At 72.5% G+C, this 26078-nt stretch carries 24 protein-coding genes and 1 pseudogene; 8 read left to right on the plus strand and 17 right to left on the minus strand.

Annotated features, from left to right (window positions below; genetic code table 11):
* Positions 1-224: 224 nt before the first annotated feature.
* The gene (locus AERO9AM_RS14580) at positions 225-1853 is read right to left on the minus strand and encodes a glycoside hydrolase family 3 protein (RefSeq protein ID WP_159576794.1); all 1629 of its coding nucleotides are present in this window, start codon (positions 1851-1853) and stop codon (positions 225-227) included.
* 325 nt (positions 1854-2178) lie between these two features.
* Here AERO9AM_RS14580 and AERO9AM_RS14585 point away from each other — a divergent pair, with 325 nt between their 5' ends.
* The 4 genes from AERO9AM_RS14585 (at position 2179) to AERO9AM_RS14600 (ending at position 5022) form a co-directional block, all read left to right on the plus strand.
* Positions 2179-3045 (plus strand): spermidine synthase, encoded by an 867-nt coding sequence (locus tag AERO9AM_RS14585; RefSeq protein WP_159576795.1) that lies wholly within the window; start codon positions 2179-2181, stop codon positions 3043-3045.
* A 271-nt stretch (positions 3046-3316) separates the two neighbouring features.
* A complete protein-coding gene (locus AERO9AM_RS14590; protein ID WP_159576796.1) occupies positions 3317-3844 on the plus strand; it encodes a hypothetical protein in 528 nt (175 codons plus the stop codon).
* An 81-nt stretch (positions 3845-3925) separates the two neighbouring features.
* Complete coding sequence (locus AERO9AM_RS14595; protein WP_159576797.1) at positions 3926-4414, plus strand: SprT-like domain-containing protein; 489 nt, start codon at positions 3926-3928, stop codon at positions 4412-4414.
* Entirely contained in the window at positions 4411-5022 is a 612-nt protein-coding gene (locus tag AERO9AM_RS14600; RefSeq protein WP_201298653.1) for a hypothetical protein, read from the plus strand. The genes AERO9AM_RS14595 and AERO9AM_RS14600 overlap by 4 nt, the downstream gene beginning before the upstream one ends.
* Here the strand turns inward: AERO9AM_RS14600 and AERO9AM_RS14605 are convergent.
* The 8 genes from AERO9AM_RS14605 to AERO9AM_RS14640 form a co-directional block, all read right to left on the minus strand.
* Positions 4946-6406: an ABC transporter permease gene (locus AERO9AM_RS14605; RefSeq protein WP_159576798.1), complete on the minus strand. Its 1461-nt coding sequence runs from the start codon at positions 6404-6406 to the stop codon at positions 4946-4948. The two genes, AERO9AM_RS14600 and AERO9AM_RS14605, sit on opposite strands and share 77 nt — an antisense overlap.
* Positions 6403-7191 (minus strand): ABC transporter ATP-binding protein, encoded by a 789-nt coding sequence (locus AERO9AM_RS14610; RefSeq protein ID WP_159576799.1) that lies wholly within the window; start codon positions 7189-7191, stop codon positions 6403-6405. Before AERO9AM_RS14610 ends, AERO9AM_RS14605 begins: the two co-directional genes overlap by 4 nt.
* Before the next feature lie 108 nt (positions 7192-7299).
* Entirely contained in the window at positions 7300-7938 is a 639-nt protein-coding gene (locus AERO9AM_RS14615) for a response regulator (RefSeq protein WP_159576800.1), read from the minus strand.
* A gap of 56 nt (positions 7939-7994) precedes the next feature.
* Positions 7995-9191: a sensor histidine kinase gene (locus tag AERO9AM_RS14620; RefSeq protein ID WP_236602632.1), complete on the minus strand. Its 1197-nt coding sequence runs from the start codon at positions 9189-9191 to the stop codon at positions 7995-7997.
* A 218-nt stretch (positions 9192-9409) separates the two neighbouring features.
* Entirely contained in the window at positions 9410-10531 is a 1122-nt protein-coding gene (locus tag AERO9AM_RS14625; RefSeq protein WP_159576802.1) for an AMP-binding protein, read from the minus strand.
* Positions 10532-10628: 97 nt separating this feature from the next.
* Positions 10629-11546, minus strand: a complete 918-nt coding sequence (locus tag AERO9AM_RS14630; RefSeq protein WP_159576803.1) for a 1,4-dihydroxy-2-naphthoyl-CoA synthase — start codon at positions 11544-11546, stop codon at positions 10629-10631.
* A gap of 91 nt (positions 11547-11637) precedes the next feature.
* Positions 11638-12594: a permease prefix domain 1-containing protein gene (locus AERO9AM_RS14635; protein WP_159576804.1), complete on the minus strand. Its 957-nt coding sequence runs from the start codon at positions 12592-12594 to the stop codon at positions 11638-11640.
* A 13-nt stretch (positions 12595-12607) separates the two neighbouring features.
* Positions 12608-12931, minus strand: coding sequence for a PadR family transcriptional regulator (locus AERO9AM_RS14640; RefSeq protein WP_159577567.1), 324 nt, complete (start codon positions 12929-12931; stop codon positions 12608-12610).
* 152 nt (positions 12932-13083) lie between these two features.
* Here AERO9AM_RS14640 and AERO9AM_RS14645 point away from each other — a divergent pair, with 152 nt between their 5' ends.
* Positions 13084-14067: an o-succinylbenzoate synthase gene (locus tag AERO9AM_RS14645; RefSeq protein WP_159576805.1), complete on the plus strand. Its 984-nt coding sequence runs from the start codon at positions 13084-13086 to the stop codon at positions 14065-14067.
* 10 nt (positions 14068-14077) lie between these two features.
* On the opposite strand, the gene AERO9AM_RS14650 is transcribed toward AERO9AM_RS14645, so the two are convergent.
* Positions 14078-14698, minus strand: a complete 621-nt coding sequence (locus AERO9AM_RS14650; protein WP_159576806.1) for a TetR/AcrR family transcriptional regulator — start codon at positions 14696-14698, stop codon at positions 14078-14080.
* 140 nt (positions 14699-14838) lie between these two features.
* Between AERO9AM_RS14650 and AERO9AM_RS14655 the strand changes: the two genes are divergently transcribed.
* Together AERO9AM_RS14655 and AERO9AM_RS14660 are read left to right on the plus strand one after the other, a co-directional pair.
* A complete protein-coding gene (locus tag AERO9AM_RS14655) occupies positions 14839-17643 on the plus strand; it encodes an efflux RND transporter permease subunit (protein ID WP_159576807.1) in 2805 nt (934 codons plus the stop codon).
* Complete coding sequence (locus AERO9AM_RS14660; RefSeq protein ID WP_236602633.1) at positions 17640-19622, plus strand: YhgE/Pip domain-containing protein; 1983 nt, start codon at positions 17640-17642, stop codon at positions 19620-19622. Before AERO9AM_RS14655 ends, AERO9AM_RS14660 begins: the two co-directional genes overlap by 4 nt.
* A 122-nt stretch (positions 19623-19744) precedes the next feature.
* Here AERO9AM_RS14660 and AERO9AM_RS14665 read toward each other — a convergent pair whose 3' ends face one another.
* From AERO9AM_RS14665 to resB, 4 genes are read right to left on the minus strand one after another with little or no spacing between them, the layout of a single operon-like run.
* Complete coding sequence (locus AERO9AM_RS14665; RefSeq protein WP_159576808.1) at positions 19745-20041, minus strand: DUF2277 domain-containing protein; 297 nt, start codon at positions 20039-20041, stop codon at positions 19745-19747.
* Positions 20042-20068: 27 nt separating this feature from the next.
* Positions 20069-21247, minus strand: a complete 1179-nt coding sequence (locus AERO9AM_RS14670; RefSeq protein ID WP_159576809.1) for an SLC13 family permease — start codon at positions 21245-21247, stop codon at positions 20069-20071.
* A gap of 58 nt (positions 21248-21305) precedes the next feature.
* Positions 21306-22298 carry a c-type cytochrome biogenesis protein CcsB gene (gene ccsB, locus AERO9AM_RS14675; RefSeq protein WP_159576810.1) on the minus strand — a complete coding sequence of 331 codons (993 nt, stop codon included), beginning with the start codon at positions 22296-22298 and terminating at the stop codon, positions 21306-21308.
* Positions 22299-22307: 9 nt separating this feature from the next.
* Positions 22308-23666, minus strand: coding sequence for a cytochrome c biogenesis protein ResB (gene resB / locus AERO9AM_RS14680; RefSeq protein WP_442923262.1), 1359 nt, complete (start codon positions 23664-23666; stop codon positions 22308-22310).
* Positions 23667-23814: 148 nt separating this feature from the next.
* On the opposite strand from resB, the gene AERO9AM_RS14685 reads away from it, so the two are divergent.
* Positions 23815-23955 (plus strand): cytochrome c biogenesis protein ResB, encoded by a 141-nt coding sequence (locus AERO9AM_RS14685; protein WP_442923263.1) that lies wholly within the window; start codon positions 23815-23817, stop codon positions 23953-23955.
* Here the strand turns inward: AERO9AM_RS14685 and AERO9AM_RS14690 are convergent.
* The 3 genes and pseudogenes from AERO9AM_RS14690 to AERO9AM_RS14700 form a co-directional block, all read right to left on the minus strand.
* Positions 23927-24301 (minus strand): annotated as a pseudogene (locus AERO9AM_RS14690) (cytochrome c biogenesis protein ResB); the annotation flags it as partial. The gene AERO9AM_RS14685 and the pseudogene AERO9AM_RS14690 overlap by 29 nt on opposite strands.
* Positions 24302-24407: 106 nt before the next feature.
* Positions 24408-25169, minus strand: a complete 762-nt coding sequence (locus tag AERO9AM_RS14695) for a cytochrome c biogenesis CcdA family protein (RefSeq protein ID WP_201298655.1) — start codon at positions 25167-25169, stop codon at positions 24408-24410.
* 15 nt (positions 25170-25184) lie between these two features.
* Positions 25185-25862, minus strand: a complete 678-nt coding sequence (locus tag AERO9AM_RS14700) for a TlpA family protein disulfide reductase (RefSeq protein ID WP_159576811.1) — start codon at positions 25860-25862, stop codon at positions 25185-25187.
* Positions 25863-26078: the final 216 nt, after the last annotated feature.

Below are 26078 nucleotides of genomic sequence, written 5' to 3' on the forward strand. Positions count from 1 at the left end.
GTCAGGTGGAGTGCGCCGCGTCACACGGCCGCACGCTGAAGGCGCTCTGTCGAAGAGCGAGGAACGTACGGAGTCTGCCGACCACCATATGAGGGCAGGGAGGAACGAGGCGCAAAGATCAACTATAGTTCCGAATTCACGACATGGCAAGCGCGATTCTTGACCAATCGCGCCGACAGCGGTATAACCCGGGCGCGCACCCGTTCAGAGCGGCACCCCCCGGATCATCGGGAGCCTCCGACGAGCACCTCCCGGGCCAGCTCGGCGCCGATGCGACTGCTCGCGCGCACGTCCAGCACCGGCAGCGCGACGGCAGCTCCCGGCAGACCCACGTTCACGACGACGGCACCCGGATCCGCCGCGGCGACCGCATCCACGAACCGGCGCTGCGCCTCGTCCGTGTCGATGCGGTCGACCAGCGCCACGATGCGGGATCCGCTCGCGGCGGCCGCGGCACGAGCCTCGGCGACGGCGCCCGCGACCTCGGCGTCGGTCGCGCGCTCCGCGTCGATGCGGTGCGACCAGGCGCCGGCGGTCAGCGCATCGACCACGTACGGCGCCGCACTGTCGACGGCGAGGGTCGCGCGGCGGCGCGCGTCCAGGACCACGAGCCCCGAGGCCGGCGCGCCGAGGTCGCCCTGCACGGTGATCGCACGGCGCACGATCCCGCGCAGATCCTCGGGCACCCCCGGGTGCTCCTGAGCCCGCTCAGCCGCGAGCTCGTCGGCGAGCCGGGCGACGCGGGCGGCCGCCTCGGTGACGCGCTGCACGCTCAGCGTGCCGTCGGCGAGCGCCCGCACGATCGCGTCCTTCGCGGCGTGGAAGTCGCGCTGGTCCTGGTCGACCGCCGCGCCATCGCCCGGGTTCGTCGGGTTGCCGACGCAGAGGAGGTCGGCGCCTGCCGCGAGCGCGCGCACCGCTCCCCCGCCGATGCCGACCGACTCCCGGATCGCCGCCATGTCGAGGGCGTCCGTCACGATGACCCCGTCGAAGCCTGCGGCCCGCAGCATCCCGAGCACCCGCGGGTTGAGCGTGGCGGGCTCCTCGCCCCAGGCCGGCACCACGATGTGCGCGGTCATCACCGACCGCGCACCCGAGGCGATCGCGGCGCGGAACGGCTCGACGTGCACGCGGTCGAACTCGGCCGGATCCGCGGCGATTCGCGGCAGCCCGTGGTGCGAGTCGAGGTGCGTGTCGCCGTGGCCGGGGAAGTGCTTGACGCACGCGGCGACGCCGGATCCCTGGATGCCCTCGACCTGCGCCACCGCATGCCGCGAAACCAGCGCGGTGTCGGCGCCGAACGCGCGCACGCCGATCACCGGGTTGCGCGGGTCGGTGTTGACGTCGGCGACGGGGCCGATCAGCACGTCGGCGCCGGCTTCGCGGATCCGGCGGGCGAGCTCGGCACCGGTCGCCCGGGTGGCGTCGACGTCGTCGAGCGCGCCGAGCTGCGCGGCGCCGGGGGCGGTCGATCCGGTGCGCGCCTCGAGGCGTGTCACGCTGCCGCCCTCCTCGTCCACGCCGATGAGCGCGCGGGGGTTCGCCTCGTGGATCGCCGCGCTCAGCCGGTCGAGATGGGGCGACAGGTTCTGCGCGAAGTAGACGACGCCTGCGAGTCCGTCCCGGAGCTCCGCGGCGAGCCATTCCGGCAGCTCCGTTCCGAAGAACCCGGGCCACAGCACGCCGTTCGCGAGACGCGCGAACTCCGCGTCCCGATCGGCGGCAACCGAGGCGGCGGCGTCTGAGGCCGCGGCAGCTGAGGCCGCGGGGTCTGAGGTGGCCGCATCCGGCGCGGTCCCGGCGTCGTTGGCTGTGCGGTCCGCAGGGCGTTCAGGCGTCACGTCGAGCGTCATGAGGTCTCCTCGTCGAATCCGTCGGCGCCGGCGCGCCACATTAAGCATGCACTACTAACAAACCCGCGGCAAGCGCCGCAGCCCACCGGCCCGACCGCGGTCGTCCCCGCTCTCCGCGCGACGATCTGCACATCCCGCAACGATCTGCACCGGGATCCTGCGAGATCGTGTGTTGATCGTCGCATCGTGTGCAGATCGTCGCGCGCGGATCCGGACCGGATCCGTCCTCCGCCCCTGCTGCACAGGCGGGCGGAGCAGACCTCCCGCCGCCGCGTGCCGGGCCCTCCGTGCGCAGTGCCCGGTGCGATCGTCCTACGCTCGTCCCATGGGCAGAGCACGCGCGAAGGACACCGAGCACCCCGCCGCACGGCTGGGATCCGGAGGGATCGCTCGCGTGGTCCCTGCGGAGTTCGGCGGCGGGTTCGAGCTCCTCATCGATGAGACGCCGCAGTCGCACGTGGATCCCGCCGACCCGACGCATCTGCACTTCGAGTACATCGTGCGCATGGGTGCGCTGATCGACCAGCTCTCCTCCCCCGGCGCGCCGATCACCGCCGTGCACCTGGGCGCCGGCGCGTTGACCATCCCGCGCTACATCGCCGCCACCCGGCCGGGGTCCCGGCAGCAGGTGATCGAGCTGGAGGCGCCGCTCGTCGAGCTCGTGCGCGAGCACCTGCCCCTGCCGCGGGGCGCTGCGATCCGGATCCGGATCGGGGATGCCCGGGAGGGCGTGCGGCGGCTGCCGCCGGCGCTGGCCGGAGCCGTCGACCTCGTGGTCGCCGACGTGTACTCGGGGGCGCAGACGCCCGCGCATCTGACCAGCGTCGAGTTCTACGGCGAGCTCGCTCAGCTGCTCGCCCCCGCGGGCGTGCTGCTCGTGAACGTCGCCGACGGCCCCGGCCTCGCCTTCGCGCGGCGGCAGGTGGCGACGATCCGCGCGGTGCTGCCGGAGCTCGCGATCCTCGCCGATGCGCAGATCCTCAAGGGCCGTCGGTTCGGCAACCTCGTGCTCGCGGCGTCGGCCGTGCCCCTGCCCGCCGACGCGCTGCCGCGGATCCTCGCCGCGGGTCCGCATCCGGCCAAGCTCGCGCACGGCCCCGAGGTCGCGGCGTTCGCGAAGGATGCGGCGATCGTCACCGATGCCACGGCCATCGCCTCCCCGCGCCCCGACGCCGGGGTGTTCCTGCGCTGACTCCCCCCTGCACTTGCGCCGAACCACCCCCTTCCACGCGAGCCACCCCTCTTCACGCGGCGCGCAACGGGGTGGCTCGCGCACAAAGGGGTGGCTCGCGTGGATAAGGGGAAGGGAAGGGGGACGGGACGGGAGGGGCCTTCTGGCCCAGACCCGCCCCACGGATGCGGCCGGATCCGCGGCACGCCCCGGCTCCTTCGCCGCTGCCCGGGATCCGCAGGCAGACTGGAAGGCACACGGCGAGCGGTGCAAGCAGTACAGGAGGGCGCGCGTGGGCTACATCAAGGGATACGACCCGGACTCTCTGCGCGAGCTCGTTGATCCCTCGGAGTGCGAGGCGCGACTCGAGGAGATCGGCGACCAGCGCAGCCTCCCCTCGATGCTCGAGCGGGTGTGGCTGCTGAAGGTGCTCGGCCGCCTCGACGACGCGCTCGTGCTGGCCGACGAGGCAGTGCGCCAGGCCCGCATGGCCGGCACCCGCAAGGACCTCATCCGTGCGCGCGTGCTGCACGCGACCGTGCTGCAGTACCGCCGTGCGCACGGCGCCGCCGACCACGAGCTCGCGACCTGCGTCGCCGAGGCGGAGGGCCAGGGCTGGGTGCCGATCGCGGCGTTCGCGCATCAGCACCGGGGCCGCAACGCGTTCGAGGCCGGCGACTACGAGCAGGCCAGGGAGAGCTTCAAGCGGACGCTGTTCCTGCGGCGCGAGGCGGGCGCGACCGACGACGAGCTCGAGGCGGCGCTGCTCGCGATCGAGGCCGTGGAGCGTCGCCGCGACCCGATCGCCGTCAACGGCTGAACCGCCTCCGCGGCGAGCGTCCGGTGTGTGCGCGCCCGCGCCGTGCGCGCGGATGTCCCCGGTGTCGCCTAACGTGAGTGCATGGCCGAGTTGGAACGAGTCCGGGTCTGGGGCGAGGCGCTGATCCGGCTGCATCTGGATCCGGGCTGGTCGTTCGGCTTCGACAACGCGAAGCGCCGGGCGGGCGCCTGCAACTACCGCGACAAGAGGATCACGGTCTCCCGCTATCTGGCCGCCCGGTTCGAGGATGACGAGATCCACCAGGTGCTGCTGCACGAGGTCGCTCACGCCCTCGCCGGCCACGACGCCGCGCACGGCGCAGCCTGGAAGCGCGTCGCCCGCTCGCTCGGTTACGTCGGCGGCACCACGCATCGGGGTGAGACGGCGACCGAGCTGGCGCCCTGGGTGGGCCGCTGCCCCACCGGGCACGTGACCTACCGGCACCGCCGCCCCACGCGGGCGTCGTCGTGCGCACGCTGCTCGCGCCGCTACGACGAGCGCTTCCTGCTGGTGTGGACCCGCCGCGAGATCACCGCCGCCGACCGCCGCGCTGCCGTGGTGCCGCGATGACGGCGCCCCCGGGACTGCACGAGGTGCAGCTGAGGTTCCGTATCCGCGCGAGCGCCGACGCGGCCTGGGCGGCGCTGCATTCGCCGGCGGTGCTGGCGGCGCTCTACGCCCCCGTGCTCGTGGTCGAGCCGCTCACGCACGCCGACGAGGAGTCGCTGCTGCACTCGGCGGTGCGGCTGCGCCTGTTCGGCGTGGTGCCGGTCGGCACGCAGCTCATCGGCGCGTACGACGAGACGCGGGAGCACCGGGGCGAGACCGTGCGGATCCTGCGCGACAGCGGCATCCCGCTGACGGGCCCGCTCGCCTCGCTCGACGTCTGGGACCACCGCATGGCCGTCTCGCCGCTGCCGGACGGCCGCACGCTCTGGCGGGACCGCCTCGTGTTCGGCGGACCCGGATCCGCCCTGCTCCTGCCCGTGCTGTGGGCGGCATGGCAGTGGCGCGGCTGGCGGATCCGCCGCCTCGCCCGCGGTTGGGACAGGGCCGCCGCCCGCTCGGACGACGGCCCTACCGGAGCCGACCTCGCTCCGGTCAGTCGGCGGCGAGGGCTTCGACGGGCGCCACGCGCGTGGCGAGGCGGGTCGGCGCCACGGACGCCACGAGCGTGAGCACGGCCGTGGCCACGACGATCGCGGCGACCGGGGCCCAGGGCACGACGGGCAGGATGAAGCCCGCCGGATGGAAGTCGGGCAGCGACGGCACGGACCCGAGCAGCGACTGCGCCGCGATCCAGCCATAGGCGATGCCGAGCACCAGCCCGGTCGCGGTGGCGGCGATCGTCACGTGCGCCGCTTCGAGGAGCACCATCCGGCGCACCTGACGGCTGCTCAGCCCGATCGCGCGGAGCAGCCCCAGCTCGCGCCGGCGCTGCACGACCCCGATGGTGAGCAGGTTCACCAGGCCGACCGCGGCGATCACGGCGGACACTGCGACGAGCACCATCATCACGGTGGCGAACGCGTCGAAGGGGGCGAAGAAGCCCGGCGGGAGCTCCTCTTCGCTCGTGCGCAGGAGCAGCGCCTTGGCCGACTCCATCGCCACGGCGAACATCGTCACCAGGGTCACCCCCATGACCACGCCGATCGCCATCCGGCTGGACCGCTCCGGGTGGCGCAGCGCGTTCTCCGCCGCGAGCCGCGCGGTGGCGCTGCGACCGAACAGCCGGCCGACCATGCGCAGCACCGGCGGCATGATCAGCGCCGAGCCGATCGCGAGCCCGGTGAACGAGAAGACGCCCCCGAAGAACGCGACCACGACTCCCAGTGGCGACGTCAGCCCGTAGACGACCCCGCCGGCGAGCAGCGCGCCGCCGAGCACGAACATCGTGATGGCGCCGAGGTGCCGCGAGGAGACCGACCCGATCTCGGCGGCGCTGCGCTCGGCGGATCCGGCGAGCGCCTGCAGCGGGGTGACGGTCAGCACCCGCCGGGATCCCGCCCACGCGGCGAGCCAGGTGGTGAGCGCGACGCCGACCGCGGGCACCAGCACGCCCGGCTGCAGCGACGAGAAGCCGAGCGGAGGGTGGGCGAACACTGTGGAGCCGATCGCGATCCCGGCCCAGCTCAGCAGCACTCCGGCGACGAGGCCGAGCACCGAGCCGAGGATGCCCACGACGAGGCCCTGACCGGCGACCTCGCCCCGCTGCGCACGCGCCGAGGCGCCGATGAGGCGCAGCAGCGCGATCCGGCGGGTGCGGCCGGCGACGATCGTCGAGAACGTGTTCGCCGTGACGATGGCGGCGACGTACATCGCTACCGCGGTCAGCAGCACCGACAGGATCTGCACGACGTACGCGAGCGTGCCGCTGTCGCCGATCGTGGGGTCGTTCTGCAGCAGTGCGCCGAGGTAGCCGGTCGTATCGACGAGGATCACGCCGAACGCGGTGGTGAGCGCGGCGACGAACACGCTCGCGCCCATGCCGCGCTCGCGGAGGAACGCGATCCGCGAGGGGGTCAGCGGGGTCTCCATGAGCGTGGGCGCGACGGCGGTCATGCCGTCACCCCCGCGGGCACGGCGTCGGCCGTCGCACCGCCGGACAGCATGAGCCCGGCGATCTCGTCGGCGCTGCGGCGCGGGTGGTCGGCGACGATGCGCCCGTCCCCGAGGAAGAGCACCCGGTCGGCGTAGCTGGCGGCGACCGCGTCGTGGGTGACCATCGCGATCGACTGCCCCTGCTCCCGGCTCGCGGTCGACAGCAGCTGCAGCACCTCGCGGCCGGACGCGGAGTCGAGGTTGCCGGTGGGCTCGTCGGCGAAGACCAGATCCGGCGCGGTGGCCAGCGCCCGGGCGATCGCCACGCGCTGCTGCTGCCCGCCGGAGAGCTGATGCGGACGGTGCCGCAGCCGCGGACCGATCCCGAGGATATCGACGAGGGAGTCGATCCGTGCCCGCTCGATCGCCGACGGACGGCGCCCGTCGAGCTCGAACGGCAGCAGGATGTTGCCGAGTGCGTCGAGGGTGGGCACCAGGTTGAACGCCTGGAAGATGAACCCGACCCGTCGCCGGCGCAGGATCGTGAGGTCGAGGTCGCCGAGACCGGTGATCTCGGTGTCGCCGATCCAGGCGCGGCCGCGGGTCGGGGTGTCCAGACCCGCCATGATGTGCATGAGGGTGGACTTGCCCGAGCCGGAGGCGCCCATGATCGCGGTGAACTGACCGCGGCGGATGCCGACGCTGACGTCGTCGAGGGCGCGCACCGCGCCCTCCCCGGATCCGTAGGTCTTGGTGAGGTGCTGGACGCGGGCTGCGAGTCCCAGGTCGCTCGTCGTGATCTCCATGGCTTCGACGCTACGGATCCGGATCCCGCCGCCGCGTCGGCCTCCGGGAGCATCCGCCTACATCTGCAGGATGATCCCGCCCGAGGTGCGACCGCGGCAGGGCGCGGTCTAGTTCAGCCCGTGCTCGAAGGCGAACACGACGAGCTGCACCCGGTCGCGCAGGGCGAGCTTCGTCAGGATGCGGCTGATGTGCGTCTTCACCGTGGCCTCGGAGAGGAACTCCCGAGCTGCGATCTCGGCATTCGACAGGCCGCGGGCCGCGAGCGCGAAGATCTCCTTCTCTCGCTCGGTGAGGTCGTGGTAGCTCGCCGGCACGGGCGCCTGCGCCGGAGCCGCGAAATGCGCGAACAGCTCACGCGTCGCCGAGGCCGCGATGACGCTCGAGCCCGCGTGGACGGTGCGGATCGCGGCGAGCAGGAACTCGGGGTCCGCGTCCTTGAGCAGGAAGCCGCTGGCTCCCTGGCGGATCGCGCGAGCGGCCGCTTCGTCGAGATCGAAGGTGGTGAGCATGACGATGCGGGGCGGATCCGGCTCCTCGAGGATGCGCGCGGTGGCGGTCAGACCGTCCATGACCGGCATCCGGATGTCCATCATCACGACGTCGGGCCGCGTGGCGCGCACGACGCCGATGGCCTCCTGCCCGTCGCCGGCCTCGCCGACGACCTCGAGGTCGGGCTGAGAGGCGACGAGCATGCGGATCCCGGCGCGGAACAGCGCCTGGTCGTCGACCAGCACGACCCGGATCATCCTGCCTCCTCCTGAGCGCCGATCGCTGCGGCCCCCGCTCTCGAGTCTGTCATCCGTCACGCCGTGGCCGGTGCGACGGGGAGCGCGGCGCGTACGACGAAGGCCCCGTCCTCGGGCTGCGCGCTGAGGGTGCCGCCGACGAGCTGGGCGCGCTCGCGCATGCCGATCAGTCCGTGCCCGTGCTCGGGCGATGCCTGCCGCGGTGCCGGGGGAACCGCGTTGCGCACCTCGAGGTGCACCGCGTCGGCGTACCAGCTCAGCCGCACGTCGACGTCGCCTGCGCCGTGCCGGATGGCGTTCGTCAGCGCCTCCTGCAGGATCCGGTACACCGCCAGCTGGATCGAGGCGGACGGTTCCCCGGGCGGGGTCGGATCGACCGTGACCCGCGGCTCGACCCCGGCGGCGCGCACCTGCGCGTACAGGGTCTCCAGGTCGGCGAGCGTCGGCTGCGGCCCCTCCCCCTCGCTGTGCCGCAGCTGCGCGAGCAGCAGCCGCACGTCGGAGAGGGCCGCCCGGGCGGTCTGCCCGATCGTGGTGAGGGCTGCCGTCGCCTGCGCCGGATCGGCGACCGCGGCGTACCTGGCGCCGTCGGACTGCGCGATCACCACGGCCAGGGAGTGGGCCACCACGTCGTGCATGTCGCGGGCGATCCGCACCCGCTCCTGCTCCGCCATGGCGATCGCCTCGGCGCGCACCTGCGCCTCCCTGGTGCTCCGTCCGCGCAGCACCAGCCGCCAGAGCAGGCCGGCGCCCCAGGCCATCACCAGGGTGAGCACGGAGACGGCCCCCAGGAGGCCGGCCAGGACCGCGACCCTCAGCCCTGTCGCCGCGTCCTGGATGAGGTCCTGCTCGTTGACCAGGGACATGTACAGGCCCGCGATGAGCCCGCCGCCGAGCGCGGAGGCGCCGCCGAGCCACAGCAGTCGGATCGATCCCCACGCCGAGGTCGCGAACAGCACGCCGAGGATCGCGAGATCGTAGGCGCCCGGGGAGAAGCCGCACGCCATCTGCAGCAGCGCGCCGACCCAGGCCACGATCAGGGCAAGCGCGGGCGCGATCCGGCTGATCGCGGCGGCACCCCAGAGGATCACCGCGACCAGCAGCACGAGCGCGTACGAAGCGACGCCGTCCGGGATCCACCGGCTCATGGTGCCCGCAGCGAAGGTGAAGGTCACAGGCAACGTGAGCAGCAGGCCGATGGCGCTGCCCACGATGTCGAACAGGAGCCAAAAGCGCGGGACCGGGCGAAGCACTCCCTCACGGTACGCGACCGGAGCCGGCTCGCTCATCCGCCGGGAGATGTATCCCGAGCGCTGCGCCTGCCGGGGCCGGGTTCGCTGCGGCCCGCGGAGATGTCGGAAAACGGAGGCGGGTATCGGCGTGTCAGCCCCGATCAGCGCCGTGCGCCGGGCGACACGCCGGATCCCCCGCCGTTTTCCCGCAGTGCAGCGGGCGATGCGGGTGAGCGTCGTCAGGCAGATGCCGTGGCGAGCGCCGCGATCGCCCGCCGGTCGGGCTTGCCGGACGGCAGCACCGGCAGCTCGGCGAGCATCAGGATCCGGGCGGGCCGTGCAACGGCGCCGACCTCGCCGGCCGTCCGGTCGCGCGCGGCGGCGAGCAGCGCCTCCGCCGCGCCGTCCGGCCCCTCGGCCACGATCGCCGACGCCTGGCCCCAGCGGGCGTCGTCCACGGCGACGACGACGGCGCCCTCGAGGCCCGGCACCGCGCGCACGGCGCGCTCCACCCGGTCCAGGGAGACGTTGATGCCGCCCGACACGATCACGTTGTCGATCCGGCCGGTCACCGTGACGCGGCCCCCGGCGACCGTTCCGGCATCGCCGGTGCGGTACCACCGCGTTCCGGCGGTATCGGCGACGAACGTGCGCGCGGTCAGTGCGGCGTCACCGAGGTACCCGTCGGCCAGGGTGGCGCCGGTGAGGCGGATCTCACCGTCGACGGATGCCGCCTCCACGCCGTCCAGCGGAACGCCGTCGTACACGCAGCCGCCGGCGGTCTCGCTGGATCCGTACGTGCGCACGATGCGCGCACCCGCAGCAGCCGCGCGCTCTCGCAGCGCCGGCGGCAGCGCCTGCCCGCCGATGAGGAGCGCCTCGTAGGCGCCGAGCGCCGCACGGACGTCGCGGTCGTCGGCGGCATCCAGCAGGGTCGCCAGCTGCGCCGGCACCAGCGAGGTGTACCGCGGTCCCGCGCCCAGCTCGCGGGTCGCCGCGACGAACGACGCCGGTGTGAACCGTCCGTCCAGCACCACCGGGTCGGTGCCGGCCAGGTGCGCGCGCACGAGCACCTGGAGCCCGGCGACGTAGCCCGCGGGGAGCGCCAGCATCCACTGTCCGGATCCGATGCGCGCTGCGGCCGCCGTGGCGCTCGCACGCAGGGCGCCGGCGGAGAGCACGACCCGCTTCGGGACCCCGGTGGATCCGGAGGTCGCGATGACCACCGCCGTGCCCTCCGGCACGTCGTCGCCGGATCCTGGCACGAAGCCGAGCGCGAGCGGGGCGGTGCCGTCGAGCGCCGCCGGCACCGCCTGCCGCACTGCGGCCGGATCCGCCCCGTCGACGCCGTGCAACCTCACCGCTGACCGCCTGGCCGGCTGCATTCGAGAGCGCGCAAATGGCGGCATGCGGGGCGCAGATGGGGCCATCTGCGCCCTTTCAACGCCGAAGCCATCATCAGTAGTGCCAGGGGTACGGCGACCAGTCGGGCTCGCGCTTCTCGAGGAATGCGTCGCGGCCCTCGACTGCCTCATCCGTGCCGTAGGCCAGGCGGGTCGCCTCGCCGGCGAACACCTGCTGGCCGACGAGGCCGTCGTCGACGGCGTTGAAGGCGAACTTCAGCATCCGGATCGCCGTGGGCGACTTGGTGAGGATCGTCCGGGCCATCGCGATCGCCTCCCGCTCGAGCTCGGCATGCGGCACGACCCGGTTCACCGCGCCCGCCTGCATGGCGCGCTCGGCGGAGTACTCCTCGGCCAGGAAGAACACCTCGCGGGCGAACTTCTGCCCGGTCTGCCGCGCCATGTACGCGGACCCGTATCCGGCGTCGAAGGATCCGACGTCCGCATCCGTCTGCTTGAACCGGCCGTGCTCGGCGCTCGCGATCGTCAGGTCGCACACGACGTGCAGCGAGTGCCCGCCGCCGGCCGCCCAGCCGGGAACCACGGCGATGACGACCTTCGGCATGAAGCGGATGAGCCGCTGCACCTCGAGGATGTGCAGGCGGCCCGCCCTCGCCTGCGCCTCGGCCGGCACCGCCGTCTCGTCGTCCGAATACTTGTAGCCGTCTCGACCGCGGATGCGCTGATCGCCGCCGGAGCAGAACGCCCAGCCGCCGTCCTTCGGGCTGGGGCCGTTGCCGGTGAGCAGCACCACGCCGATGCGCGGATCCTGCCGGGCCGCGTCGAGCGCACGGTACAGCTCGTCGACGGTGTGGGGCCGGAAGGCGTTGCGCACCTCCGGGCGGTCGAACGCGATCCGCGCGATCCGCCCGTCGTTCGAGACGTGCGCGGTGATGTCGGTGTACTCGCCGGCGCCGGGAGCGAGCGTCCACTCGGCGGGGTCGAAGAGGTCGGAGACGGGCTTCTCGGTCACGGGATCCAGCCTATTCCCGGTGCAACGCGGGGCCGGCGCCGCGCGTCCCGCCGCTACGGGCCCCGGGGCGGCCGAGCGCGCCGCGTCCGCGTCAGTCCCGTCGCACCAGGCCGAGCTTGCGGCCGGTATCGAAGAGCGTCCCGACGAGGATTCCGACGATCACCACGGTGAGCACGATGTCGACGATCTGGACGACGTCGTGGCCCGGTCCGCTCGCGGCGTGCATCTGCGCCATCAGGCCCGGATCCAGAAGCCCGCCGCGCCATACCGCGACGATCGCGCCCACCGACGAGACCAGAACGGCGACGAGGCTCACCACGACGAGCGGCACGGTCCAGCGGCCGCGCACGGCGGCGACCGCCTCGACGACGACGCCCACCGCGAGCAGGGCGAACCACACCATCATGACGACCGGCCACAGCCCCGGCGCCAGGAGGTGCGCATGCCCATCGCCCCAGCCGATCGTCCGGTCCCACACGACCGCGCCGATCACGAGAACCGTCATGACGACGATGCCGATCAGATCCGCGAACCGTGCGGCGGGGTTCACCGCGCGCGGCAGCTTGTCGGGTGTCCACTCGAGCACCGTGTCGCCCGTGGATCCGACCCGCTCCAGCGTGGCGAAGACCAGGGTCGTCCAGAACGCGACGTGGACCCCGGAGGTGATGACGGCGGGGATCATGGCGCCGATCACCGCGCCCACGTTCCCTCCGCCGATCGCCCGGACCAGGCCGGCGATCAGCGCCGCGACCGGGACGACGATGACCAGCAGCAGGCGCAGCAGCCGCAGCCACGCTGCGTAGTACCGCGGGCCGATGAGCACCAGCGGCCGCCCGGAGAGCGAGGCCGCGTATGCGATCGGGTCGCCGAGCTCTGCGATGACCGCGTACTCGGCGACGGCCGGTTCCTCGCCCGCGGCGAGACGACCGTCGACCTCATCGGCGATCGAGGCGCGCAGCTCGGCAGTGATCTCCGGGCGATCTGCGGCGGGGACGGAGCGCGCGACTGCGGTCACATAGCGCTCGGAGAGCGAGGTGTCGTTGTCCATGATGTCCTCCAGGTCAGGGAAGCGTCTCGGCGGCGGCGGCGATGGCCTCCAGCTCGCGGATGAGGGTGTCCGCCAGGCGGAGCCCGGCCGGGGAGGTGCGATAGAACTTGCGAGGGCGCGCCTCCTCCGTGTTCCACTCGCTCGTGAGGTAGCCCTGCTTCTCGAGCCGCCGGAGCAGGGGGTAGAGAGTGTTCGCGTCAGCGGGGAAGCCGGCGGCGTCGAGCTGCTCGAGCAGTCCGTATCCGTAGCCGGGCTCGCGCAGCAGCCGCAGGCTCGCGAGCACGACCGTGCCACGTCGCAGCTCCTGCAGGTGTCCGTCGAACTCCTCACCGTTCATACTGGACACGATAGTGTGTGTAACACACCATTGTCAACGACACGAGCTTGTGACGCATGCGCATCCTGCCCGGCTTCATCGCGTTCGGGATCCGGCCCGCGCCTGGCGGTTCCTGCCGCATCGGAGCGGATCCGCGGGTGCATGATGGGGGCATGACGGACCTGCCCGCCCTCGCCGAGATCCTGCAGACCGCGCGAGTGGTCGCGCTGCCGATGCACACCCGGTTCCGCGGCGTGGACGTGCGGGAGGCACTGCTGTTCGAGGGGCGCGAGGGGTGGGCCGAGTTCTCGCCGTTCGTCGAGTACGGCGATGCCGAGGCCGCGACCTGGCTCGAGGCCGCGATCGCCGACGCGTGGCATCCGCGCCCGGCCGCGCTCCGCGACCGCATCCCCGTCAACGCCACGGTTCCGGCGGTTCCGGCCGAGCAGGTGCCGTCCGTGCTCGCGCGCTTCGACGGGTGCCGGACGGCGAAGGTCAAGGTCGCCGAGGCCGGCCAGGCCCTCGCCGACGACGTCGCGCGCGTGCGCGCCGTCCGGGCGGAGATGGGGCCGGAGGGGCGGATCCGGGTCGACGCGAACGCCGGGTGGAACGTCGACGAGGCGGAACGCGCGATCCACGCGCTCGCGCCGTTCGACCTGGAGTACGTCGAGCAGCCCTGCACGAGCATCGCCGAGCTCGCGGAGCTGCGCGAGCGCACGGGCTATCTCGACATCCCGATCGCGGCGGACGAGAGCGTGCGCAAGGCGACGGATCCGCTCGCGGTCGCCCGGGCCGGCGCCGCCGATCTGCTGGTGATCAAGGCGCAGCCCCTGGGCGGGATCCGCCGGGCGCTCGACATCGTCGCCGAGGCGGGCCTGCCCGCGGTCGTCTCGAGCGCCCTCGACACCGCCGTCGGACTCTCGCTCGGGGCAGCCCTCGCCGCCGCACTCCCGACGCTCGATTACGACTGCGGCCTAGGCACCGCCTCGCTCTTCGCCGATGACGTCGCCGACGCCCGCCCGCGCGACGGCGCGGTGTCCGCCGCCCGGGTCACCCCGGATCCGGCCGCGTTGGAGCGCTTGCAGGCGTCCGCCGAGCGCCGGGACTGGTGGGTCGACCGGCTGACGCGCTGTCACGCCGTGCTGGCGCAGCGCTGAGGCGCGCTGCTCAGCCGAGCAGCAGTGTCACCAGCCGGCCCAGCTCCGCGCTGCCGGTGCGGCGCAGCTGTGCGTCGTCGAGGCCGGCCATCGCACCGCGCACGCTCATGCCCTCCCAGACGATGAGGAGCATCCGCGCGGCGATCTCGGGCTCGAGCCGCAGCGACATCGTGCCGCTCGCGACGATGTCGTCGATGATGCGAGCGATGCCGGCGACCATCTCCTGTTCCTGCTTGAGGTAAGCGGCGCCCCAGGCCGGATCGCGCAGCGCCCGCAGCCGGATCTCGCTGAGCAGCATGACGCCCAGGCGGTCGTCGCTGCCCGAGTCCATGACCTGCTGCACGAGCGTGGTGGCGTCGCAGTCCTGCGCGAGTGCGCCGGACTCGGTCAGCTCCGCGACCCGCGCGCGCACCGCGGCCAGACGCTCGGCGCCGACCGTGCTGGCGAGCTCGAGGAACAGCTCGTCCTTGGACTCGAAGTTCGAGTAGAACGCGCCCCGCGTGAAACCGGCGCGCTCGCAGACGGCCTCGACGGTCGCGCCGTCCAGGCCCGCCTCGGCGAACACCAGGGCTGCCGCCTCGAGCAGCCGCGCCCGCGTGTTCTCCCGGCTCCTGGTCCCGCTGCCGGTCATCCCGCACCTCCGTCATCGCGCGCCGCTGCGCGATTCACATCCCGCGCACAGATTATCCCGCGCTCGTCGTTCTACGATACATTCACGTATCGAATACACGAGTGTATCGAACTCATCCCGCGCGATCTCGGAGGAAACCCGTGTCCACACTGCTCTCCTCGCTCGGACGCTGGTCGTTCCGTCACCCCTGGCGCGTGCTCATCGCCTGGCTGCTCGTCCTGGGCATCGCCGGGGGCGCTGCGCTGGCCCTCGGCAAGGGCACCGACAACACGTTCACGATCCCCGGCACCGAGTCGCAGGCGGGCCTCGAACAGCTGGAGCGCACCTTCCCTCAGGTGAGCGGCACGAGCGCGCAGTTCATCGTGGTGGCCGCCCCCGGGGATCGGGTCACCGACGCGGACTACAAGGATCCGATCGAGCGGACCGTGAAGGATCTGGGCGACGTGCACGGCGTGCTGGCCGCCACCAGCCCCTATGACGAGCACGTCACGGGCATGGTGAGCGACGACCGCTCCGCCGCGATCGTGCGGCTGCAGTTCGACGGGCAGGCCTCCGACGTGTCGGCGGCCACCAAGAGCACGCTGCGCAGCGCGGTGAGCGATCTGCAGGACGAGCTGCCGAACGGATCCCGCGCGGTCATCGGCGGCGATCTGTTCTCGATGTCGATCCCCGCGATCTCGATCACCGAAGCCGTCGGGCTCGTCGTCGCACTGCTGGTGCTGATCGTCACCTTCCGCTCATTCGTCGTGGCGGGGATGCCCCTGCTCACCGCGGTGCTCGGCGTGGGCGTCGCGATGGCGGCGATCTTCGCCGCGACGGCGTTCGCCCCGGTCTCCTCGACCACGCCGCTGCTCGCACTCATGCTGGGGCTGGCCGTCGGCATCGACTACGCGCTGTTCATCACCGCGCGACATCAGGACCAGGTGCGCGCAGGGGTGGATCCGGAGGAGTCCGCATCGCGGGCCACGGGCACGGCCGGATCCGCCGTCGTCTTCGCCGGGATCACCGTGCTGATCGCCCTCATCGGGCTCGGCTTCGCGGGGATCCCCTTCCTCACGACCATGGGCATCGCCGCCGCGGTCGCCGTGCTCATCGCGGTGCTGATCGCGGTGACCCTGACCCCCGCGATCCTGGGCTTCCTGAAGGGGCGGGTCGCCGGACGTCCCGTACGGCCCCGTCGTCCGCGGAAGGGCGAGCAAGAGCCGCGCCCGCGTCGCCGCTTCTCGGAGCGCTGGGTGACCGGCGTCACGAAGCATCCGGTGCTCGTCGCGATCGCCATCGTGCTCGGGCTCGGCGTCGTGGCCGTCCCCGCCACGAACCTCGCCCTGGCCCTTCCGAACTCCGGGGTGCAGCCGCAGGGCTCCGAAGCCCGCGAGAACTACGACCTCACCGCGGAGCACTTCGGTCCGGGCTTCAACGGCCCGCTCATCCTCACCGGTACGATCGTCACCTCCACGGATCCGGTCGGGCTGATGAACGACCTGGGCGACGCGGTCGGGAAGCTCCCCGGTGTGGCCGAGATCGCCCTCGCCACCCCGAACCAGACCGCCGACACCGGCATCGTGCAGGTGATCCCGACCACCGCCCCCGACGCCCCGGCGACGGCCGACCTCGTCCGGGAGCTGCGCTCGCACCACGACGAGTGGCTCAAGCAGTTCGGCATCGACGTCAAGGTGACCGGCTTCACCGCCGTCGCCATCGACATCTCCGATCAGCTCGGCGCCGCGCTGCTGCCGTTCGGGATCTTCGTGATCGGCCTGTCGCTCGTGCTGCTCACGATCGTGTTCCGCTCGATCTGGGTGCCGATCACGGCCGCGCTCGGCTACCTCCTCTCCATCGTGGCCGCGTTCGGCGTGGTCTCGGCCGTGTTCGAGTGGGGCTGGTTCGCCGACGCGCTGCACGTGGCGCGGGTCGGTCCGATCATCAGCTTCATGCCGATCATCCTCATGGGCGTGCTGTTCGGGCTGGCGATGGACTACCAGGTGTTCCTCGTCTCGCGCATGCGGGAGGACTACGTGCACGACGCGGGTTCCCGCAGCGACGATCGCGCCGAGCGCCGCGCCGCCGCCCTGCGCGCCGTGCGCAGCGGCTTCACCGGCTCCGCGAAGGTCGTCACCGCGGCCGGGCTCATCATGTTCGCCGTCTTCGTGGCGTTCGTGCCGGAGGGCGACTCCTCGCTCAAGCCGATCGCGCTCGGGCTCGCCGCGGGCATCGCGATCGACGCGTTCCTCGTGCGGATGACGCTGATCCCGGCCCTCATGGCGATCCTCGGTGAGCGCGCCTGGCGCATCCCCGCCTGGCTGGAGCGGATCCTGCCGAGCGTGGACATCGAGGGCGAGGCGGTCGAGCGCGAACGGCACCTGGACGACTGGCCCGGCGACGACTCCGTCGTGGCCGCCGACGAGCTCTCCGTCCCCGGGGCCGTGCAGGGCCTCACCCTGCGCGTTGCCGCCGGCGCGGCGCTGGTGCTCACCGGCGGCAACGGCGCCGAGCGGCGCGCCGTGGCGCTCGCGATCGCCGCCCGTGTGCCCTCGGAGGGGCGACTGCGGGTCGCCGGGCATCTGCTGCCGGGAAGGGCCGCCTGGGTGCGCGCGCACGTCGGGTGCGTGCTCGTGGACGCCGCCTCCAACGCCGTGGAGACCACCGCGGATCCGCTGCGCGAACTGCGCGACGCTCTGCGCGGCCGAACCTCGCTCGTCGTGATCGACGGCATCGACCGTCTCACGCTGGCGCAGACCGAGCAGGCCGCGGCCATGCTGCGAGACGCCGCACGGCGCGGCCCGCTCGCCGTGCTCGCCACCGCCGGCGACGCCTCCGCCGCCACCCGCCTGCTCGCCGACGCGGGCTGGATGGATCCGCAGACCTGCGATCTCGACGCTCCCCCGCCCTCGCCGGCGCCGGCTGCGCCCGCACCCACCACCGACCTCGACGAGGTGACCGCATGACGAACCGCCTGTCCGCGCTGATCGAGCGCGCACGTTCGCACAAGCCCATCACGGCGCTCACCCTGATCGGGGTGCTCCTGCTGCCCGCGATCCTCGGCGGTGTGCTGGTCGCCGCGCTGCAGGATCCGACGCAGCGCCTCGACAGCATGACCGCCGCGATCGTGAACGACGACGAGCCCGTCACCGTGAACGGGCAGCTCGCGCCGCTGGGCCGCCAGCTCTCGGCGGGGCTCGTCAAGGGCACCGGGAAGAAGGACGAGAACCTGACCTGGGTCGTCTCGAACGAGAAGGACGCCGCCGCGGGCCTCAAGGACGGCACCTATCAGGCGGTCGTACGGATCCCGAAGGGCTTCTCCGCCGCGGCGGTGTCGGGCGGCAGCGCGGTGCAGGATCCCTCGAAGCCGGCAGAGAAGGCGACGATCTCGGTGACGACCGCCCCGCAGGCCCGTGCCGCGGACGGCCTGATCGCCAACCAGATCGCGGACACCGCCGCGGCGACCATGGGCACCGAGATCTCGAAGAGCACGATGCAGAACGTGCTCGTCGGCTTCAGCACCCTCGGGGACAAGATCGGCGAGGCGGCGGACGGCGCCGACAAGCTCGCGAACGGCGCGACCTCGGCCGCGACCGGCGCCGCAGCGCTGCCGGACGGCGCGACCAAGCTGGCGGACGGCGCGGGGCAGCTCGCCGACGGCGCCTCCCAGCTGTCCGACGGACTCGGCACCATCGCGAACGGCATCACGTCGGCGCAGGCGGGCGCCAACAGGATCGGTGCGGGGCTTTCGCAGGGTGCGGACCAGCTGCAGGCGCAGGGGCTCGTGCCGGCGGACCTCACGGGCGCGGCGGCCACTGCCGCGAGCAATGCGAAGACGTCGGCCGACCAGACGGCGGCGCTCGCTCAGACCCTGGGAGCACTCGCCGCGAAGTGCGCGGCATCGGGGGCATCACAGTCGTTCTGCGCAGACGTGGCGAATGCGCAGAAAGACGCGACGGCCGCAGCGACATCGGCCGGAAAGGCGAGCGGCTACGCGGACGGCACGGTCTCCGGCCTCGCACAGTTCAACACCGCAGCAACGGGCACTCTCGCCGGCAAGTTCCGCGCCGCGGCCGACGGCGTCAACCAGCTCTCCTCGGGGCTCGGCCAGCTCGCCGATGGCACGACGCAGAGCGCGACCGGCGCAGGCAACCTCGCCACCGGGGCCTCGGGGCTGCAGTCCGGGGCGGCACAGCTCGCCGACGGCGCCGCACAGCTCAGCACCGGCATCGGATCTCTCGCGACGGGCACGACGAGCCTCGCCTCGGGCCTGCACCAGGCGGCGGACTCGCTGCCGAAGCGCACCGACACCGAGGCGTCCTCCCTGGCGGAGGTCGTCGCGGATCCGGTCAAGGCCGACACCTCGGGCGGCATGTTCGGCCCCACGGCGATCCCGCTGCTCGCGACCGTCGTGCTGTGGTTCGGCGGACTCGTCTCGTTCCTGGTGATGCGGGCCTTCACGGCGAGTGCGCTCACCTCGCGCCGCCCCTCGGCCCTGCTCGCCCTGCGCGCGTTCGCGCCCGCCGCCGCCCTCGGCGCCGGGCAGGGCCTGCTGGTCGCGCTCGTGGTCGAGGTCATCGCGAAGTACGACCCCGCGCGGTGGTGGGGCTTCGCGGGCGTCGCCGTGCTGGCCGGGGTCGCGTTCGCCGCCGTGAACCAGGCGCTCGTCGCCGTCCTCGGCGGTGTCGGACGGTGGATCGCCGCGATCGTGGGCGTCGCCGCGCTCGGCGCCGGCATCATCTCGACCCTGCCCGGGTGGCTCGCCACGATCGCGGGCTTCCTGCCGACGTCCCCGGCGGCGACGGCGCTGCTCGGCGACCAGGGCACTGGATCCGCGATCGCCGCCCTCGTGGTGTGGACCGCGCTCGCGCTCCTCGCGACCACGCTGGCGGTCACCGCGCGCCGCACCACCAGCGCGAAGACGGTGCTCGCCCTCGCGGCCTGAACCCCGGACCAGCGGGCCTGGCGCGCGGCGACAGGCGCGGCTCCCGCTCCCCCGGAGCCGCGCCTGTCCGCGGCGCGTCCGGGCGCCCGGCGCCGGGGCAGACGGTTCCAGGCAGACGGCCCTCAGGCGCTCGCGGTGCGGATCCTCACCTCGCGCTCCATGCGCTTCTCGTGCCGCTCGCGCCCCTTGATCGCCTCGGCCTCGCGGGTCTTCGGAGGGGCGTTCGTGACGAGCTGGTCGAGCATGCGCCGCGTCGCGGCCGCGATCTCGTCGATCGCCTGCTCGAAGGCGGGCGCGTTCGCGCGCGACGGGCGGGTGGATCCGCTCACCTTGCGCACGAACTGGAGGGCGGCCTCGCGCACCTCGTCATCGGTGGTCGGCGGCGCGAAGTTGTGGAGGCAGCGAATGTTCCGGCACATGCCGCGACGATAACCCGGATCGGCGGATCAGGAAACGGCTGCGAGCGCGAGCACGGCGACGACGACCGTCAACGACGCGGCGACCAGGCCCCACAGCGCGAACCGGCCCCACGGCACGGAGACGCCGAGCGCGGTGATCCGGTGGTGCCACAGCAGGATCGCGAGCGACGCCCACGGCGTCACCAGCGGGCCGAGGTTCACGCCGATGAGGAGGGCCATCAGCGCGACGGGATCGTGCGACGCGAGCGGCTCCAGCACGAGGTAGGCCGGGAGGTTGTCGATGCCGTTCGCCGCCAGAGCCCCGATGCCCGCCACCCGCAGCAGCTCCCCCACGTCGTGCCCGTTCGCCGCGAGCGGTGCCAGGAGCGCCGCGAGCCCGCGGGCGTGCGCCGCCTCGACGATCACGAACAGCCCGCCGGCGAGGCCGAGCGCCTGCCACGGCACGAGCCCCAGGCGCAGCGCCTGACGCCGCCGGAACGCGAAGAGCACCACCAGGATGAGCGCGGCCGCCGCGGCCGGGATCCACACATCGCGCACGAGCGCCAGCAGCGGCAGCAGAGCGACCAGCACCGCGGCGGACACGAGGAACAGCACCCGGTCGGTCGGCCGCGCTGCAGGCGGCGCGGTGTAGCGGCCCCACAGCGTGCGGCGGTGCGCGACCGTGAGGATCAGCACGGGCACGAGCACGCCCGCGAGCGCGGGAGCCCAGCTCAGGGCGAGGAACGCGCCGGGATCGGTGCCGATCCGCGATGCGGCGAGCAGGTTGGTGAGGTTCGAGACAGGCAGCAGCAGGGATCCCGTGTTGGCGAGCCACACCGTCGCGAGCGCGAACGGCAGCGGCGAGACGCCGACCCCCTGGGCGAGGAGAACCACGACGGGGGTCACGATCACCGCGGTCGTGTCCAGCGAGAGGAAGACGGTGCTGACCACCGCGAGCAGGATCACCGCACCCCACAGCGCGAGCACCCGGCCGCCGCCCCAGCGCGCCAGATACTGGGCGACCACGTCGAACACGGCTGCGTCGCGGGCCAGCTCGGCGACGATGGTGATGGCGACCACGAAGCCGAGCACCGGGACCGTCCGCCCCGCCAGCGCTCCGGCATCCGCGGCGGGCAGGATCCCGGTCGCCACGACCGCGATCGCGACGACCACGAGGGCGATCACGAGCAGTGCCCCCGGGCGGATCCTGCGGGTGCCGGCGCTCATCGACCGCACCTCGAATCGCGGAGCCTGCTCATGGCGTCGCGCCGGGCGTCCCGGCGGTTCAGCTCAGACCCGAATAGACGTGCAGGCCCTTGAAGAACAGGTTCACGATGGTGAAGTTGAACAGCACCGCCGCGAAGCCCACGATCGAGAGCCACGCCGAGCGGGATCCGCGCCAGCCGCGCGTGGCACGCGCGTGGATGTAGCCGGCGTAGAGCACCCAGATGATGAACGTCCAGGTCTCCTTGGTGTCGAAGCCCCAGTACCGGCCCCAGGCGTCGTTGGCCCAGATGGATCCGGCGATCAGCGTGAACGTCCACAGGATGAATCCGACCGTCGCGAACCGGTAGGCGAGGCTCTCGAGCCGGTCGGCGGTGGGGAGCGTCGCGAGGAAGCGCGGGCCGGGCTTGGCGGCTTCGGCGAGGATCCGGGACTCGCGGCGAGCCTGCATCAGCTGGAAGACGCTCAGCGCGAAGGCCAGCGCGAAGAACGCCGTGCCGAGCGAGGCGACGAACACGTGGATCACGAGCCACACGCTCTTCAGCGGATCCGCCAGCGGCACGACCTGCGTGTAGAAGCCCGTGGCCGCGCCGCCGAGCAGCACCACGACCAGGCCCACGATGAAGGTGCCGAGGTACTTCAGGTCGAACCAGATGTTCACGCCGAGGTACACCGCGACGATCAGCACGGTTCCCGTCATCGAGAACTCGTACATGTTCGACCACGGCACCCGACCCGCGGCGATCCCGCGCAGCACCACCCCGGCGAGGTGGAAGAGGAAGCCGAGCGTGGTGAGCGCGGTGCCGATGCGCGCCATGACGTAGCGCGGTGCGGCGGCGGGCGCGACATCCGCGCTCGGGCCCGATGCGGTGCCGGGAGTCCGGGCGGAACCGCCCACGGAGGCCCCGACGAGCTCGCGCTCGGGGACCGCGGCCTTCGCGTCCGCGGCCAGCTGCGAGCGCCGGGAGAGATCGAGCGCGTAGGCGATGAACGCAGCCGCGTAGATCGCGACGGCGGTCCAGATCGTCAGGATCGACATCGAGTCGAAGTTCATGGTGTCAGCCTACTTCCGCGGTTTTCCGCTGTCATCGGGCTCGTAGCCGGTCGCTGAGCGCGTCGAAGCGCCCGCGGCTCCGGGCCGGGTCCCTTCGACGGGCTCAGGGACCGACGCGTCCTCGGCCGCCGCCGTGGTGCCCGCGGCGTCGAGCAGCCTCGCGTGCCCGTCGCGCAGGTCGTTCACGGCCGCGGCGAGGGTCGGATCCTCGCCGCGCGCGAGTCCGGCGTACTCCAGGTGCACGGCCCCGTCGACGACGGCGGCCTTCACCCACATCCGGCGGCGCGGCACGAACAGCGCCAGCACGAGTCCGAGCACGGCGAGCGCCGCGAACACGAGCACCCACTGCTCGGAGGGGTCGTGGTGGATCTGCAGCGACACGTAGCGCTTCACCGACTGCGCGTAGTCCTTCGCGCCCTGCGGCGCCTCGTTCTCGAACGTGATGGTGCCCATGCCGTTCGGCAGCGCGGTGGTCTCCCCCGGCGCCAGCTCGATCGGCTTCACGCCGGTCTTGCCGCCGGTGAGCTGGGTCATCCCGGCCGTGTCGAGCACGTACACCGATCGGGGCGTGCCGTCATCGATGCCCAGGTCTCCTGCGTACACGTTGAGCGTGAGCGTCGGGTTGATCAGGGCCGGATAGACCGATGTGAGCGCGCCGGTCGTCAGCGGCGCAGCGGTCGGATAGAAGAAGCCCTGAAGGCCGAGCTGCTGCGGCAGCCCGTCGGTGACCTTGACGATCCCGATCGACATCATCGTGCTGTTGTTCTGCGGCAGGAACGGGACGGAGTCGTGGTAGACGACCTCGCCCTTCGCGTTCTTCACCGTGATCGTCGGCGCATAGCCGTTGCCGAGCAGGTAGACCCGGTCTCCCGCGATGCCGAGGGGATGGTTGACCCGCACCGACGCGTCGTGCGGCTTCTGGCCCGGCTCCGAGACGGTGACGTTCGCGGAGAAGTCGCCGGCGAGACCCGAGGACGGGCTGCCCTGCTCGAACGGCTGATACGTGACGTCGAACGAGTCCAGCGTCATCCGGTAGGGCGCCAGCGCGTCATCGGAGACGAACCGGCCGCGGTTCATCGACGAGTAGTCCAGCAGCGTGTTCACGAAGCTCGTGCCCTGCACGACCACCCGCTGCCCGGTGTACGCGAAGCTGCCGCCCACCCCGACGGAGATCAGCACGCCGACGAGGGCGAGGTGGAACAGCAGGTTGCCGGTCTCCCGGGCGTATCCGCGCTCGGCCGACACCGAGAAGCCGCGCTTGTCGTCGTAGCGCTCCACGCGGTAGCGCAGCGCGCGCAGCTGCTTCTCCGCGATCGCGATCGCCTCGGCGGCGGCCGCCTGCGCATCGGATCCGGAGACCGTCCGCACGACCCGGCGGTGATCGTCGAGCCGGGACAGGTGCACGGGGGTGCGGGGTGGGCGGCAGCTTCGCGTACACCGGGCAGCGGGTGGTCGTGCAGGGCACGAGCTTCGTGAACACGCTGCTGGACTACTCGTCGATGAACCGCGGCCGGGCGTGGAGCGCTACGACGACAAGCGCGGCTTCTCGGTGTCGGCCGAGCGCGGATACGCCCGGGAGACCGGCAACCTGCTGTTCCACCTCGCCCTCGTCGGCGTGCTGATCTCCGTCGGGGTGGGCGGGAGCGCAGCGCCTTGAAGTGGTGCTTAATGCGCGGGATCACGCAGCCGACCAGCGACAGGAACAGCAGCAGGTAGATCGCCGAGAACCACGCCGACAGGTAGACATCGAACAGCTGCAGCGAATCCATGATCGGGAACAGGTCCGGATGGTCGACCTTGTACTGCGTGACGCCGTTCGGATCCGCCATCCGCTGCGGGAAGATCGAGCCGGGGATCGCCGCGATCGCGAGGATGAGCAGCAGGACGAGGGCCGTCCGCATGCTGGTCAGCTGCCGCCAGCCCCAGCGCAGCCAGCCGACCACCCCGAGGCGGGGCGATTCGATGCCGTCGCCGGATCCGTCGACGTGGTCGCTGGGGCGCAGCGGATCCGTCGCGCGGTCCTCGGCCGGTCGCTGAGCCTGTCGAAGCGTCTTCGGGTCGTTCTTCTTCACGTTCGGCCCCTGCGGGTCTCGGAGGGTCGCGGACTGGTCAGAGCGGGAGTTCGACACTGCCGACCACCGCCCCGATGCTCGACATGATCGCCTTCCAGATCCCGGTGACCATGAGCAGTCCCAGCACGATGAGCAGTGCGCCGCCGACGATGTTCACGACGCGCACGTGGCGGCGCAGGAACGACACCGACCGGGTCGCCCAGCCGAAGCCGAGCGCGACGAGCAGGAACGGCACGCCGAGCCCGAGCGAATAGGCCACGCCCAGCCACACCGCGCGGCTCACGTCGCCGACGTTCACCGACAGCGCGACGATCGCCGACAGCGTGGGGCTCAGGCACGGGCTCCACCCGATGCCCAGCGCGATGCCGAGCAGCGGCGCGCCGATGAGCCCGGCCCGGCCGGAGACGTTCATCCGGATCGTGCGCTGCGCGACGCCGAAGACGCCGATGAAGACGAGGCCCATCACGATGATGACCGCGCCGAGCACACGCGTGATCACGTCGCCCCAGCGCAGCAGGAACACGCCTGCGGCGCCGCCGACGACGGCCATGAGGATGAACACCACCGTGAAGCCCAGGATGAACAGCAGCACGCCGAGCACCATCTGCCGCCGGGTCGGGGCGTCGGTCGTCCCATCCTGACGCCGCGCGGATCCGCTCACCGCACCGCCGACGAAGCCGAGATAGCCCGGCACGAGCGGCAGCACGCAGGGCGAGAGGAACGACAGGAGCCCGGCGAGCATGGCGACGGGCACGGCCGCCCAGAGCGCGCCGGTTCCGACGATGGCGTCGATGTTCACGACTGGGTGCTCACTTCAGTTCTCGTCCAAGGCGTCCTGGACGAGGGTCTCCAGGATCGACGCGGATCCGATCGGGCCGATCACGCGCGCCGCGACGCGGCCCTGCTTGTCGAGGACGAGGGTGGTCGGGGTGGCCTGGATCGAGGTGACCTCGGCGAAGGCGAGCTTCGCATCGCCGGTGTTCACGTCGATGATGCTCGGGTAGGTCACGCCGTACTTCTCGTTGAACGCGGTGGCGGTGCCGGGCTGATCGTAGGTGTTGACGCCCACGAACGAGACGCCCTTGCCGTCGAACTTCTGCCACACGCTCTGCAGATCCTTCGCCTCCACGCGGCACGGGCCGCAGGCGGCGTACCAGAAGTTCACGACGGCGACGTCGCCCGCGATGTCCGTGCTGCTGAACTTCTTCCCGTTCTCGAGAGTTCCCCCGAACGTGACCGGCTTGCTGCGGTCGGCGGGCTTGATCTCCTCGACGCGCATGCCGTCGGATCCGATGTAGCCCTTGTTGTCGCCGTTGCGGTACTGGTCGGCGACGGGATCGCTCGCGCAGGCGGCGAGGCCGCCGGCGAGCGCGGCGCCGATCACGATCAGGGCGCCGGCCTTCGCGATGCGCGGGCGGCGGGTGCGGCGTGCCCGCGGACGATCAGCTGCAGTCTCCGGGGGCGCGGACGGGCGCGACGAACTCAGAGGCATGCTCTGAATCCTACGAAAGGACTCTATGCACCCGGTGGGCGCGGCCCGCACCCGCCGCACTCCGTCATCGCGCCGCGCCGAGCCAGCGCCGCGCCGCGCCGCGCCGCGGTCTCCCGTCGCGCCAGAACAGGCGAACACGCGCACACAGGCGGGTGCTTCCCGCGATCGCCTGTTCCGGCGCGTTCGCCTGTGCTCACGCGCGCCGTGAGGGCCGAA

Source organism: Microbacterium sp. 8M, assembly GCF_902506375.1.
Taxonomy (GTDB): Bacteria; Actinomycetota; Actinomycetes; order Actinomycetales; family Microbacteriaceae; genus Microbacterium.

Coding starts and splice junctions, on each gene's coding strand:
- AERO9AM_RS14580 (WP_159576794.1), bottom strand. CDS start 1,853: ATGACGCTCGACGTGACGCCTGAACGCCCTGCGGACCGCACAGCCAAC.
- AERO9AM_RS14585 (WP_159576795.1), top strand. CDS start 2,179: ATGGGCAGAGCACGCGCGAAGGACACCGAGCACCCCGCCGCACGGCTG.
- AERO9AM_RS14595 (WP_159576797.1), top strand. CDS start 3,926: ATGGCCGAGTTGGAACGAGTCCGGGTCTGGGGCGAGGCGCTGATCCGG.
- AERO9AM_RS14600 (WP_201298653.1), top strand. CDS start 4,411: ATGACGGCGCCCCCGGGACTGCACGAGGTGCAGCTGAGGTTCCGTATC.
- AERO9AM_RS14605 (WP_159576798.1), bottom strand. CDS start 6,406: ATGACCGCCGTCGCGCCCACGCTCATGGAGACCCCGCTGACCCCCTCG.
- AERO9AM_RS14610 (WP_159576799.1), bottom strand. CDS start 7,191: ATGGAGATCACGACGAGCGACCTGGGACTCGCAGCCCGCGTCCAGCAC.
- AERO9AM_RS14615 (WP_159576800.1), bottom strand. CDS start 7,938: ATGATCCGGGTCGTGCTGGTCGACGACCAGGCGCTGTTCCGCGCCGGG.
- AERO9AM_RS14635 (WP_159576804.1), bottom strand. CDS start 12,594: ATGGACAACGACACCTCGCTCTCCGAGCGCTATGTGACCGCAGTCGCG.
- AERO9AM_RS14640 (WP_159577567.1), bottom strand. CDS start 12,931: ATGAACGGTGAGGAGTTCGACGGACACCTGCAGGAGCTGCGACGTGGC.
- AERO9AM_RS14645 (WP_159576805.1), top strand. CDS start 13,084: ATGACGGACCTGCCCGCCCTCGCCGAGATCCTGCAGACCGCGCGAGTG.
- AERO9AM_RS14650 (WP_159576806.1), bottom strand. CDS start 14,698: ATGACCGGCAGCGGGACCAGGAGCCGGGAGAACACGCGGGCGCGGCTG.
- AERO9AM_RS14660 (WP_236602633.1), top strand. CDS start 17,640: ATGACGAACCGCCTGTCCGCGCTGATCGAGCGCGCACGTTCGCACAAG.
- AERO9AM_RS14665 (WP_159576808.1), bottom strand. CDS start 20,041: ATGTGCCGGAACATTCGCTGCCTCCACAACTTCGCGCCGCCGACCACC.
- AERO9AM_RS14670 (WP_159576809.1), bottom strand. CDS start 21,247: ATGAGCGCCGGCACCCGCAGGATCCGCCCGGGGGCACTGCTCGTGATC.
- ccsB (WP_159576810.1), bottom strand. CDS start 22,298: ATGAACTTCGACTCGATGTCGATCCTGACGATCTGGACCGCCGTCGCG.
- AERO9AM_RS14700 (WP_159576811.1), bottom strand. CDS start 25,862: ATGCCTCTGAGTTCGTCGCGCCCGTCCGCGCCCCCGGAGACTGCAGCT.